Origin of the sequence: Roseobacter sp. MH60115 (assembly GCF_015644665.1) — a bacterium.
Lineage (GTDB): Bacteria > Pseudomonadota > Alphaproteobacteria > Rhodobacterales > Rhodobacteraceae > Roseobacter.
The window spans coordinates 351,452-364,468 of record NZ_JADOBQ010000001.1; the positions used below are offsets into that span (position 1 = coordinate 351,452).

The following is a 13,017-nucleotide window of genomic DNA, read 5'->3' on the forward strand; positions in this document are numbered from 1 at the left end:
TCCCATGGCGGGACCTTACAAGACTTCGCTGCCATTTCCCTGCGCCCTTATGGTCGCAGTACTCTGCGGTCAGCACGCCGCTGCAAATGAACGCGAGCGCGACCTGTCCGGTGTGATCGGTTTCGGTGTCAGCTCGGCGCCGGAGTTTTCCGGTTCCGACAAGGACACCACCGATCTCTTCCCGATCATCGATCTGACCTGGCGCGACCGTTACTTTCTGAACGACCGTGGACTTGGGTTTTACGCGCTCCGAAACGCGGGGACGCGCAACCTGTCGGTAAGCTTTGCCATCGGTTATGACTTTGATGAGCGATTGGCAGAGGATGATGCCCGTTTGACCGGGCTGCGGGATGTGGAGGCGGGCGCGCTGCTCTCCGCGGGTCTGGCCTTCGATGTCGGTGCCGCCGAGGTTGACCTTGAGATCAACCACGGGATCAGCAGCAAGGGACATGAAGGAACCCGCGCCACCATAAGCGCCGCCTTCAGCCGGATGGCCGGAGATCGGTTGCGGCTGTCGGCGAAGCCGTTTCTCGTCTGGTCGGACGGATCCTACGCCAGTGCATTTTACGGCGTCAGCGCTCAGGAAGCCGCGTCTTCTGCCTTTGCCGCCTACGATGCCGGATCGGGTTTCGAGCGTGTGGGGATCGAACTGCAGGCCTCCTACAGCCTGACACCCCGCACCGCCGTTTTTGTGGGTATCGAGCATTTCCAACTGCTGGGAGACGCCAAAGACAGCCCGATTTCCTTTGACGATTCCCTGACTGAAATCTCTACCGGCGTCATTTTCCGGTTCTGATGGCCTGCGCGTCGCAGAACAACCGGGCCGCGCCGCATCCTACATTCAACAGTCCCAAACCGTAAGAGGTTCGCTATGAGACCTGTTCTATACATCCCGATTTTGACCATTCTGATCCTGTTGACGCTTGTCTTCGGGGTCAGCGAAGATCCGGGGCGCACCAATCCCATCTCGGCCGAGGCCGCGCCGCTGACACCCGGTATTCTGCCGGTGACCGAGGGATTTACATTTGCACGCGCTGCAGGGGCGGACGGGGAAATCCTGCCGCTTTTGGTGACCGGTCTATCCGGCGCGCAGGTCTCTGCAATCGATCTGTCCGAGCATGGCGCAGACCCGGCTGCGGATTTGTTTGCAGCACTGCGTGACGTGGGCGCGCGCCGTCTTACCGCCCTCTTTCATCAGGCGCAGGGGGCGGATGGCGCCGATCTGACACAGAGTTATGCGTGGGGCAGCTTGCTGTCGGTCGCCGGTTCCGGGGACCGACATGTGGCCTCCGGCACGAATTTCATAGAGCACGCAGAGGAAACCAACAGTCAGTCCGTCTTCAACTTCCCCAAGTTCGGCCCGCCCACGCCACCGGTGACGACCGTGGTCCATAAGGAGGGCGTGCTGCTCGATTACGAGGTGGAGCTCTGCATGATCTTCGACCGCGATATCGCAACGATTGACGACTTCGACGCGGCCCAGAAGGGGCTGTTCCTGTGTGGTGATTTCACGGATCGCGCCGTGTTGTCCCGCATGATTGACGTCGACAATTTCGATTCCGGTTCGGGGTTCAGCGACGCCAAAAGTGGACCAGATTTTTTCCCGACAGGCGGCTTGCTGGTGATCCCCGGAGACTGGGAGAGCTTCGTCGACAATGAGCGCATCGTGACCTTTCGCAACGAAGACCTGCGTCAGGATGCGCGCGGCGGCGAAATGATCCTCGATTTCCGTGAGCTGACCGGACAGGTGCTGGCCGATGCGACCTCGACCCGTTTTAGGTATCAGGGGCGCGCCCATACCTTGATCGAGGGGCAAAAAATCGCAAGGGACCAGGTTTTGATGTGCGGCACGCCCGAAGGCGTCATTTTCATGCCACCGACCTGGCGCCAGATGACCCGCGGGGTCCTGCGACATCTGTTTTCCGGAGGATTTCTCACCGGAACCTCCGGATACGATTCCGTGGTCGGCTCCTTCATTCGCGAGGAGGCGCGCTCCAGGAGGTTTCTACAGCCTGACGAGCAGATCACCTATGCGTCCACTTCGATGGGTAAGGTGATCATCACCGTGGTTACGGGGGAGGACGGCACAGCGGGACAGAAAACCGCATCTACGTCACCAATTGAATCCGGGCAAAACGACCCCAGTTGACTAAAAGGGCGTGCCTGTCCGCGCGCAGCATAGTTGAGGTCCACTCCATGGCGAATGTCCTGATCCTCACATTTGGAACCAGGGGAGACGTGCAGCCCTACGTCGCGCTCGGCAAAGGTTTGGCCGACAGGGGCCATCGGGTGACGCTGTCAACGGGCACCGGGTTCGACGATCTGATCAGCGCACACGGTCTTCTTCCGAAACCGTTGTCCATCAATGTGCGCGATTTGATGGACACGCCCGACGTGCAATCCGCGCTGACATCCTGGCATGGCAAATTCAAGGCGATGCGCAGCATGAGAGCTGTGGTAAACAGGCAGTTGGACGACATGTGGCACGTCGCGCAAGAGGTTCAACCGGACCTGATCCTCTACCATCCCAAAGCGTTTGTTGCGCCATATCTCGCCCGGGTCCTCGGCGCCATTGCCGTCCCGAGCTTTCTCCAACCCGCCTTCGTGCCCACGCGGGCGTTTCCAAGCATTCTGGCGCCACCGTTTCCCCTCGGCTCAGCGGGAAACAGACTGGTCAGTGGCGCGATTGTGACGCTGGCAATGGCCGGCCTGACCTTTTCGCTGCGGGGGTGGCTGGCGCAGCATCCGGAGGTTGCCCGGCAACCCCGCCTGAACCCGTTGGAGGGATTTCATCCCGCGGGTCTCGACGTGTCGCGTCTGCACGCGCATAGCAGGCATCTTGTGCCCAAGCCCGCCGACTGGGCGGATCGCGAGGCCGTCACCGGCTACTGGTTTCTGCCCCCAACCCAAAACTGGGAACCACCGCCAACACTGCGCCGGTTTTTGGAGGCCGGTCCGCCGCCCGTCTACATCGGTTTCGGCAGCATGCCTTTTGTGGACACCGCACGGTTGAACGAGGTCATCCGGTCGGCCGTCCGACGCACCGGGACGCGGGTGATCCTGGCAACCGGCTGGGGGACGCTATCGCCGGGAGACCCCCAGGAGCTTGTCCACGAGATCGAAGGCGCGCCGCATGACTGGCTTTTCCCCAGATGCCGCGCCGTCGTGCACCATGGCGGTGCCGGCACTACTCATGAGGCGCTGCGGGCCGGGCGGCCATCGCTGGTTTGCCCGTTCTTTGGCGATCAGGGTTTCTGGGGCGCGCGCGTGCGACAGGCCGGATGCGGGCCCGCTCCGATCCCGGTCAAGAAACTCACTGCGGCGCGTTTTGCTGATGCGCTCTATGCCTTGCAAACGCAGTCCTACGCAGAAGCGGCTGAAGAGCTTGGGCAAAAGATGCGCGCCGAAGGGGGGATCGAGAACGGCGCGGACCGTCTCAATGCGATGCTGGCCATGGCTTGAGATGCGGGCGCTGATGCACGCGTGTTGTTCGTCTCGGACATCGGATCGCGGAAGTTTTTGCCAGGTGCCTGTCTGTGCCGCCTTTGGCCAATGATCCAACGCGGGCCGTCAAGGTGTTGTCAGGATCAGGGTCGGGCCGACCGAAGCTGCACATTGTGGCGCCACGCATGGCCGTAGTCCTGCAGCGGTCGAAGCCGCTTTGCGTCAAGCTCTACCAGCGTGCTGGGGTACGGTCCCTTTCTTTGCGCGTCGCTGGCGATCAGGGCGGCGCCAGCGCTCGTGCCTGTCACGCCTGATGCGCAATGCACGTCTGATGCGGTCGCCACGGCGAGCATTTCAAGAAAGATCCGGTTGGCGGTGAAAGGCCCCTCGACGATGATCGCTCCCTCATGCCCGATGTTGGCCAGGCATTCCGCAGTCACCAGGGCAAGGTAGAGTGCCACGGCGGCGCCCCGTTCGGCACTGCCCATTGGGGGTGCCGCGCCAACCCACTCAGAGCGATACCCCTTGAAAGGCCCAGTGTCGGGCGCAACGGCGGGCATAAGCATGACCTGCCGTCCCAAAACCGTGTCGAGGTCTTCGGTAGAGGGCTGGGGATAGGCACCGCCCGTTGCAATATCATGTTCCCGCCCGCCCATGAACCGCGCTGACGGGGCGGCTGTTCCATGGGCCGTGACATTGATCAGCGTATCAAGATCGGGATTGAGCGGGACCGGCTTGCCCCCGATCGACATCGCAATGACCCACGTGCCGGTCGACACAACGCTGAAGGCGGCCTCGTTCCCCTCGATGTAAGGTAGCAGCGAGGCATTTGAGTCGTGAATGCCGCAGTGGACTGGCGTGCCGGGCGGCAAACCGGTGCGCTCCGATATCAGTGGCAGGATCGGACCCAGCACATGTGACGGCCTGTGGACGGGCGGCAGCTTGTCCGCGATGTCCAGCGTATCGACGAGGGATGAAAAGGTGCCGCTATGCGGGTCCCAGAGGTCGGTGTGGCACCCCAGCGAGGTCACATCCATCGCCGCGACCCCGGTGAGCTTTGCGCCCCAGTATTGCGGGTAGGTAACGATCCGGTGGGTCCGTGCCTTCAATGCCGGATCGATCTGAAACTGCCAGTGCATCTGTGCGCCGATGTTCAGCCCGCCCGCCAGCCTGGGTGATCCGGTTTCAGAAAATGGCGGCCGCAGGGCATCGTAGTCCAGTGCCACGTTGTCCGGTCCCGAATGCTCGTAGTCAAGGATCGGGGCGGCGAGGTTTCCGTCAATATCCAGAAGCGCTGCACAGGCGCCGTGGGTTGTGACGGAAATGGCATCGATGCCGTGGGCTGCATGAAAATCGCGCAGAGCGTCCAGCAGAAAGCTCCAGTGCCCGTCGATATCGAAATGCGGCCAGGGCGGGCCGGGCAGCACGGTGTTCGGGCGGGTCACAACCGCAATCTCCGTCAAGTCCGTGGCGCCCACCAGAGCAAGCTTGGCATTGGTCTTGCCGATGTCGATGACGGCGATGCGGCGCGGGCTCATGGCAAGTGGAAAACGGTTTTCAAGGGTGTGACCATCGGGGCGTTGTCAGGGTACGTCTCCATGATGTCGGCCATATGTGCCCACCATTTCTGCACCACCGGGTGGGTCGGCAGATCATCCATCCCATGGGTCTTCGCGCGCCAGAGCACGGCGAAGAGAATATGCGTTTCTTCATCCAGATGGATCGAGTAGTCGGAAATGCCTGCGTCGCGGAGAAGGGCGGAAAGCTCTGGCCAGATCTCATCATGGCGTTTGGTGTATTCTGCGCCACACCCGGGGGTCAGTCGCATCTTGAAGGCGTATTTTTCCATCACCGGGACCGTCCCATCGACCACAGGCGGGGCAGGGCGATGACACCGATCAACAGCGCGCCGATGACGATGGACATCACGATGCCCGGCACGTTCAGAAGCCCAAGGCCAAAGGTCACCAGCCCCATGACAAAGGCCGCGATCACGACGCCGACGATGGTGCCGGACCCGCCAAGGATGCTGACCCCGCCGAGCACGACCATTGTGACCACTTCCAACTCCCATCCCGTTGCGATGGAGGGGCGGGTGGAGCCGAGGCGCGCGGTCAGGCAGATTGCAGCGATACCCGACATCAACCCGGTCAGCAGGAACAGGATGAACTTGATCCGCTGCACGCGGATGCCGGAGAACAGGGCACCGGTGGGGTTGTTGCCGATGGCGTAGACGGCGCGGCCGAAATTGGTCTTGTGCAGCAGCACGCCGTAGAGGAGCGCGATGATCGCAAAGAGGACGAATTCGAAGGAGATCACCCACCAGACGTAGCCCTGGCCAAACCATGAGAAGCTGGCGGGGTACCCCTTGTAGGACTGATCGCCGAGGACGATGAAACTGATGCCGCGGAAAAGGCTCATGGTGCCGATGGTGACCACGATGGACGGCAGACCAAAGCGTGTGACGAGCACCCCGTTGAAGGCGCCGCAGAGCAACCCCACGCTGAGGCCGATCAGCAACAGCCCGGGAGTTCCCACGCCGATCTGGACCGCGGCCCCCATCGCGGTGGAGGCCAGCGCGATGATGGATGCGACGCTGAGATCGATCTCCCCCGAAATGATGAGCAGCGCCATGGCAAAGGCGATCATCGCCTTTTCGGTGAAGTTGAAAGTGGCGTCGCTGAGGTTCCAGGCGTTCAGGAAGTAGGGTGAGGCGAAGCTGTTTGCGACGAATATGGCGATGGCCACCGCCAGCAACAGTGTCTCCCAGCTTTTCAACCGTTGCTCAAGAGGCGAGCGCAGGCGGTCGGGGATCATGCGGTCGGTTGCGCTCATGTCGCCTGCTCCGCCTGTTTGAGGATGATGCGGCCCTTTTTCCGGTTTGCCTGGGCGTTCAGCGCCACGGCGACGATGATGGCCCCGCCCGAGATGGCCAATTGCCAGAAGGGCGAGATATCAACGACGGGCAGGGCGTTCTTGATGATGCCCAGAAACAAGGCTCCCAGCAGTGCGCCCACCACCGTGCCGATCCCGCCCATGATGGACACGCCGCCGATCACGCAGGCCGCGACCACGTCGAGTTCAAACCCGCCCGCGATGTCCACGTAAGCCACGGCAAAGCGCGACACCCAGAGGTATCCGGCAAGACCCGCCAGCGCGCCCGAGATCGTGAAGGCCCAGAACTGTGTCTTGCCAACGTTGATGCCTGCATAGGTCGCGGCATGCGGGTTGCCCCCGGCGGCATAGAAGGCCCGGCCCAGTGTCGTGCGGGTCATGACGACGGTGAAGAGGATCACCGCGGTGATCGCGATCCAGCTCAGCACCGGTAGGCCGAGCAGTTCGGTGCGGGGAAAGGCTTTGAAGGCGGGGCTCATTTCGTGACTGTTGACCCATTTGCCGTCAGAGATCAGGAAGATCATGCCGCGAAAAATGGTCATCGTCCCAAGGGTGACCACAATTGGCGGGATCGCAAGTTTCCAGACAAGGATACCGTTGACCATCCCCAGCAGCGTGCCCAGCCCGACGGCAATGACAAGGATGAAGAGGATGGGCAGGCCCGGCACGGCGACGTTGATCATGGAGACAACCATACCCGTGAGCGCCAGATTGGCCGCGACGCTCAAGTCGATGCATTTGGTCAGGATGACGATCATCTGGCCGATGGCCAGCAGGATCAGTGGCGAGGTGTCGTTGAAGACATTGACAAGATTGGCGGGCGCGATGAAGGCGGGAAACCGCGACGAGATCAGTGCCAGCAGCAGGGCAATCGCCCCGACCAGAAGCGCCTCGCGCGATGTGATCAGCCGTTTCATCATGACGGCCCGCCCGAGATACCGGCAGCGTGGCGCACAAGCGTCTCGGGGTGCAGATCAGGGCCCGCCAATTCGGCGGCGATGCGCCCCTCGCGCATCACGATCACCCGGTCCGACATGCCCAGCACTTCGGGGATTTCCGAACTGACCATGATGATGGCGAGGCCCTGGGCGGCCAGTTCCGCCATGAAATCGTGCACGGCGGCCTTGGAGCCGATGTCGACCCCCTTGGTCGGTTCGTCGAGAATGATGACCCTGGGCTGCGTGGCCAGCCATTTGGCGATGACGACCTTTTGCTGGTTACCGCCCGACAAATGCCCCACGTGGGTGTCCAGAGAGGCGGCGCGCAGGTCCAGCCGTTCTGTATACTCCCGCGCCAGTTTGAACTCCTCGGCCAACCGCAGAAAGCCATTGCCCGAGAGGCGCCCCAGGGATGGCAGCGTGATGTTCTGAAAGATCGGCAGGTCGAGTATGGCGCCCTGCTGTCCACGGTCTTCGGGCACGTAGACGATGCCGTTCTCGACCGCATCCGCAGGTGATTTGATATCGACCGGGCGGCCATCGATTTCCACAGAGCCCGCAGAAGGCCGGGTGATCCCGAAGAGGGATTGCATGAACTCCGACCGGCCCGCTCCGACCAGCCCGTAGAATCCCAGGATCTCGCCGGTGCGCAATTCAAACCCGATGTCGTCAAACTCGGTCGGATGCGCGTAGCCTGCGACCTTGAGGACCGTGTCACCTGGGTCGGGCGTGCGCTTGGGGAAAATCTGGCTGACGTCGCGACCGACCATCATCTTGACCAGATCGGCCTCGGTGACATCGGCGATGGTGCCATTCCCGATCAGATGTCCGTCGCGAAAGACGGTGTAGCGATCGGCGATCCGGAAAATCTCGTCGAACTTGTGGCTGATGAAGAGAATGGCCTTGCCCTGCGCCTTGAGGTCTTCGACCAGCTCATAGAGCTCCTCGATTTCCTTGTGCGATAGGGCTGCGGTGGGCTCATCCATGATGACGACCCGCGCATCGATAGAGAGGGCGCGAGCAATCGCCACAAGGTGTTTGTTGGCGATGCCGAGATCCTTGAGCTTGTGCTCCGGATCGATCTGCGCGCCGATGCCGTCGAGCAGCGCGCGGGCCTTCGCCGTCATGGCTTTGCGGTCGATGAGGCCAAAGGCACCGCGGGGGGCGTGGCCCAGAAAGATGTTCTCGGCGACGGACAGCTCGTCGAAAAGCACCGTTTCCTGATGGATCGCTGTGACACCATGCCCGGCGGCGGCCTGCGGCACGGGAAAGCTTGTGGGCTTGCCATCGACAAGGATCGTGCCGCCGTCAGGCTGGTAAATACCTGTCAGGATCTTGACGACCGTGGACTTGCCCGCGCCGTTTTCACCGATCAGCGCGGTCACTGTGCCGGGATAGAGATCGAGTGACACGTCGGACAGCGCTTTGACACCCGGAAAGGTCTTGGTGATACCGTGTAGTGCCAAAGCCGCCTGCGTGGCGGGCCTGTCCTCGGACGGCACGGGGGGCTCCATTTGCTTCAGCATCAGGTGTCTCGATGGGGTCAGGGGATAGGCCCCGGCGCGGCACGGGAAGTCCGCGTCGGGGGCCGGTTCACTGTCTAGAAGATCGACTTGAACTGTTCGATGTTGGACGCATCATAGACAAACGGGTCCGCCATGGCGGCGGCGTTTGTGTCGTCCAGCGTGATGGTGCCGACGCGACCGATGGAGATTTCCGCGCCGGGCTCCGCCGTGGCCGCGCCAGAGGCCAGCGCATGGGCAATCATCGTCGCGGAATAGCCCAGATCAATCGGATTCCAGATCGCGAAGGACTGGGAGGCGCCGCTTTCAATGGCGCCCGCCATTTCCGACGGCAGGCCGAGGCCGGTCACGTTGACCTCACCGATCTTGCCCGCATCGGCGACGGCCTGCGCGGCGGCCACAATCCCCACGGAGGTCGGCGCGATGATCGCATCAAGATCGGGGAAGGACTGCATGAGACCTTGCGCCTCGCGGTAGGATTTATCGGCCAGGTCATCGCCATAGACGGTGGAGACGACATTGATGCCGGGATAATCGCCCATCACCTTGGTCATTTCCTCGATCCAGATGTTCTGGTTGGTGGAGGTCGTGGTGGCCGACAGCACGGCGACATCACCGCCCTCGGGGAGGTGATCTGCGGCCAGCTTGATGATCATGTTGCCGATCAGCGCGTTGGAGGACGGGTTCAGGTGCATCTGACGCCCCTCTTCGGCGACGCCGGAATCCCAGGAAATCACGGTGATGCCGCGCTGCATTGCGCGCTTGAGCGCCGGGACCAGCGCGTCGGTGTCATTGGCCGATACGGCGATGGCATCGACGTTCTGCGCGATGAGGGCGTTGATGACCTCGATCTGACCCTCTGCGGTGGTATCCGTCGGGCCGGTGTAGATGACCTCGACGCCGCCCAGTTCGTCGGCAGCCTCCTGGGCACCTTCTGCCGCGGCTTCAAAAAAGCCGATGCCGAGGGCTTTGACGACGAGGGCGATGCGCATGTTGTCCTGCGCCAGTGCGGATGTTCCGAACAGGCTTGCCGCCAGGCTCAGGCCCGCGGTGAGCTTGGTAAAGGTGCGACGTTTCATTGGTTTCCTCCCTAAGGTACGTTCGCTTCTTGGTCGCCTTCTATGAGGCGACGACTTTCTGAGCGCTGCCGGATTGGGCAACGATCAGCTTCACTTCTGCGGCGTCGAGCATGGCGGCCGCTTTGTCTGAAATCTGGTCATCGGTGATGACGGTGGTGATCCGGCTGAGCGGGCAGAGAACAAGGCTGGAGCGCTGCTCGAACTTCGTGCTGTCAACCAGGACGACCAGCTCGTCCGCCTGGCCGATCAGCTTTTGCTCCGCCTGGATCAACAAGGGGTCGGCTTCCATCAGCCCCAGCGGGCCGAGACCCTGCGCGCCCATGAACATGCGCCGGGCGCAGAAATTACGGGTCACGTCGTTGTCAAAAGGCGACAGGATGATGTTCTGCTCGCGGTAGATCGTCCCGCCCGACAGCATCACGGTGTTCTTGGAATGCTTCAGCAGGTGTTCGGCGATCGGGAAGGAATTGGTGAAGACCTGCATGCGGCGCCCGGCCAAGGGATGCACCATCTGGAAGGTGGTCGTGCCGCCGTTGATGATGATGGCATCCCCATCGTCGCAAAGCTCGACCGCGGCAGCGGCAATGGCCTGCTTTTCCTCGATCCGCATGGTCTCGTTCACCGAAAACGGACGCCCGGCGAGGCCGACGAATTGCGGCGGGCTGAGCGCTTCGGCACCACCCCGGACCCGGCGCAGCAGCTTTTCCTGATGCAATGTGGCGATGTCCCGGCGGATCGTGGCCTCCGAGGCGCCGGTCATGTTGCACAGATCAGAAACCGTAACCACGGGCCGCTCTTCCACTGCGGAAAGAATGATCGTGTGCCTTTCCTTTTCGTGCATGTCTGTCTCCCTTGTTCAATACGGTGTCCAGATTCGCACCACCTGTCAATCAAAAACAGTCAATAACAATCATACTGCGCTGCAGCATGATTGATCATGAGTGATTATGATTGACAAGAACCCTTATCATGCTCAGCCTCGGGGGTAAGGCAGAGCATGTGCGCGTCGCGTTGATCGGAGGAAACATGTTGAAATCACTGGAAACTCAACTCCTGGAGAGTCGCTGGAATGACGCGACAGCAGAGGGGATGAGCGAATCGGAGCTGTTGCTGTATCGCTCGAACGTCCTTGGGTCAGACAAGCGCGTGACCAACTATGGCGGCGGCAATACCTCTGCCAAGGTGACGGAGACCGACCCGCTGACCGGCGCGCAGGTCGAGGTCTTGTGGGTCAAGGGATCGGGCGGCGACATCGGATCCATGAAGATGGACGGTTTTGCGACGCTCTACATGGACAAGCTGCAGGCGCTGAAGGCGCTCTACCGGGGGGTCGCGTTCGAGGACGAGATGGTCGGATATCTGCCGCATTGCACGTTCCGGCTGAACCCGCGCGCGGCCTCTATTGATACGCCCCTACACGCCTATGTGCCGCGCAAACACGTCGATCACGTGCACGCTGATGCAATCATCGCGATTGCGGCTTCCAAAGACTCCAAAGCGCTCACACAGGAGATTTTCGGCAAGCGGATTGGATGGCTGCCCTGGAAAAGGCCCGGGTACGAATTGGGCCTGTGGCTTGAGAAATACTGTGTCGAAAACCCGGAGGCTGACGGCGTCGTGCTCGAAAGCCACGGGTTGTTCACATGGGCCGACACGGCCAAGGAATGCTACGATCAGACCATCGACGTGATCAACGTGGCGACCAGATGGCTGGCAGAACGCAGCGGTGGTGTGGCGGCCTTTGGCGGGGCTCTGCACGAGAGCCTGCCTTCTGAGGAACGGCGCGCCACTGCCGCCCGGTTGATGCCTGCGATCCGGGGCTTCGTTTCCGGCAACCAGCATATGGTTGGCCATTTCAATGACAGCGATGCAGTCCTGGAGTTCGTAAATGCCAAGGACATGGCGTCCTTGGCGGCTCTGGGCACCTCCTGTCCCGACCACTTTCTACGTACGAAGATCCGCCCGCTGGTGGTGCCCTTCGATCCAGCAGCGCACAACGTGGATGCGGTATTGGCGGGGCTGCCGGATCAGGTCGATGCCTACCGCCGGGATTACGCCGCCTACTATGAGCGCTGCAAACATGGTGACAGTCCCGCCATGCGCGACCCGAATGCCGTTGTTTACCTCGTGCCCGGCGTTGGCATGATCACCTTTGCAAAAGACAAGGCAACGGCGCGCGTTTCCGGCGAATTCTACGTCAATGCGATCAACGTGATGCGCGGGGCGTCTGCGGTCAGTACCTACCAGGGGCTTGTCGAACAGGAAGCCTTTGATATCGAATACTGGCTTCTGGAAGAGGCCAAACTGCAGCGGATGCCAAAGCCGAAGTCCCTTGCGGGCCGCGTGGCGCTGGTCACCGGTGGCGCGGGCGGTATCGGCGCGGCAACGGCGCACCGCTATCTGGCCGAAGGGGCCTGTGTGGTCATTGCCGATATCAGCGCAGACGGTCTGGCGGCGGCGCAGGCCACGTTGGTCGACCGGTACGGCGCAGATGTCGTGCGAAGCGTCATAATGGACGTCACCAGCGAAGAGGCGGTGGCTGCAGCCTTTGCAGAGGCAGCTGTCGAATTTGGCGGCGTGGATATTCTCGTGTCCAATGCGGGCATCGCCTCTTCTGCGCCGGTTGAAGAGACGTCGCTGGCGCTCTGGAACCAGAACATGGAGATCCTGTCTACCGGCTACTTCCTCGTCAGCCGCGCGGCATTCAAGCTGATGCGTCTGCAGGACATCGGGGGTTCGATCGTCTTTGTCGCCTCCAAGAACGGATTGGCGGCCTCGCCCAATGCGGCCGCCTATTGCACGGCCAAAGCCTCCGAAATCCACCTCGCCCGCTGTCTGGCACTGGAGGGGGCAGAGGCCGGCATCCGGGTGAATGTCGTTAACCCGGATGCAGTGTTGCGCGGGTCGAAAATCTGGGAGGGCGACTGGCTGGAACAACGGGCGGACACCTATGGGACCGATAAGGCCGGGCTTGAGGAGATGTACCGCAGCCGCTCTCTGCTCAAACGCTCGGTGCTGCCGGAAGACATAGCGGAGGCTTGCTATTTCTTCGCCGCCGACACCTCGTCAAAGTCCACGGGCAACATTCTCAACGTGGACGCAGGCAACGTTCAGGCGTTCACGCGGTAGGGGCAGATC

11 protein-coding genes are annotated in these 13,017 nt (G+C 61.7%); 4 read left to right on the forward strand and 7 right to left on the reverse strand.

Annotated elements, in window-relative coordinates; all coding sequences use genetic code 11:
* The first annotated feature begins 4 nt into the window (after positions 1 to 4).
* From ISX84_RS01645 to ISX84_RS01655, 3 genes are all read left to right on the forward strand, one after another.
* Entirely contained in the window at positions 5 to 796 is a 792-nt protein-coding gene (locus tag ISX84_RS01645; RefSeq protein ID WP_195818578.1) for a MipA/OmpV family protein, read from the forward strand.
* A 75-nt stretch (positions 797 to 871) separates the two neighbouring features.
* Positions 872 to 2,149, forward strand: a complete 1,278-nt coding sequence (locus ISX84_RS01650; RefSeq protein ID WP_195818579.1) for a fumarylacetoacetate hydrolase family protein — start codon at positions 872 to 874, stop codon at positions 2,147 to 2,149.
* Positions 2,150 to 2,196: 47 nt separating this feature from the next.
* Complete coding sequence (locus ISX84_RS01655; protein WP_195818580.1) at positions 2,197 to 3,462, forward strand: glycosyltransferase; 1,266 nt, start codon at positions 2,197 to 2,199, stop codon at positions 3,460 to 3,462.
* A gap of 125 nt (positions 3,463 to 3,587) precedes the next feature.
* Here ISX84_RS01655 and ISX84_RS01660 read toward each other — a convergent pair whose 3' ends face one another.
* The 7 genes from ISX84_RS01660 to ISX84_RS01690 form a co-directional block, all read right to left on the reverse strand.
* Positions 3,588 to 4,982: an FGGY-family carbohydrate kinase gene (locus ISX84_RS01660; RefSeq protein WP_195818581.1), complete on the reverse strand. Its 1,395-nt coding sequence runs from the start codon at positions 4,980 to 4,982 to the stop codon at positions 3,588 to 3,590.
* Complete coding sequence (rhaM, locus tag ISX84_RS01665) at positions 4,979 to 5,293, reverse strand: L-rhamnose mutarotase (protein WP_195818582.1); 315 nt, start codon at positions 5,291 to 5,293, stop codon at positions 4,979 to 4,981. Before rhaM ends, ISX84_RS01660 begins: the two co-directional genes overlap by 4 nt.
* Positions 5,293 to 6,279: an ABC transporter permease gene (locus tag ISX84_RS01670; RefSeq protein ID WP_195818583.1), complete on the reverse strand. Its 987-nt coding sequence runs from the start codon at positions 6,277 to 6,279 to the stop codon at positions 5,293 to 5,295. Before ISX84_RS01670 ends, rhaM begins: the two co-directional genes overlap by 1 nt.
* The gene (locus ISX84_RS01675) at positions 6,276 to 7,256 is read right to left on the reverse strand and encodes an ABC transporter permease (protein ID WP_195818584.1); all 981 of its coding nucleotides are present in this window, start codon (positions 7,254 to 7,256) and stop codon (positions 6,276 to 6,278) included. The genes ISX84_RS01670 and ISX84_RS01675 overlap by 4 nt, the downstream gene beginning before the upstream one ends.
* On the reverse strand, positions 7,256 to 8,791 hold the full coding sequence (locus ISX84_RS01680) for a sugar ABC transporter ATP-binding protein (protein ID WP_442800612.1): 1,536 nt from the start codon (positions 8,789 to 8,791) through the stop codon (positions 7,256 to 7,258). Before ISX84_RS01680 ends, ISX84_RS01675 begins: the two co-directional genes overlap by 1 nt.
* A gap of 86 nt (positions 8,792 to 8,877) precedes the next feature.
* Complete coding sequence (gene rhaS, locus ISX84_RS01685; RefSeq protein WP_195818586.1) at positions 8,878 to 9,879, reverse strand: rhamnose ABC transporter substrate-binding protein; 1,002 nt, start codon at positions 9,877 to 9,879, stop codon at positions 8,878 to 8,880.
* Between the two features lie 40 nt (positions 9,880 to 9,919).
* Positions 9,920 to 10,720 carry a DeoR/GlpR family DNA-binding transcription regulator gene (locus tag ISX84_RS01690; protein WP_195818587.1) on the reverse strand — a complete coding sequence of 267 codons (801 nt, stop codon included), beginning with the start codon at positions 10,718 to 10,720 and terminating at the stop codon, positions 9,920 to 9,922.
* A gap of 185 nt (positions 10,721 to 10,905) precedes the next feature.
* Between ISX84_RS01690 and ISX84_RS01695 the strand changes: the two genes are divergently transcribed.
* Positions 10,906 to 13,008, forward strand: a complete 2,103-nt coding sequence (locus tag ISX84_RS01695; protein ID WP_195819337.1) for a bifunctional rhamnulose-1-phosphate aldolase/short-chain dehydrogenase — start codon at positions 10,906 to 10,908, stop codon at positions 13,006 to 13,008.
* The last annotated feature ends 9 nt before the right edge of the window (positions 13,009 to 13,017 follow it).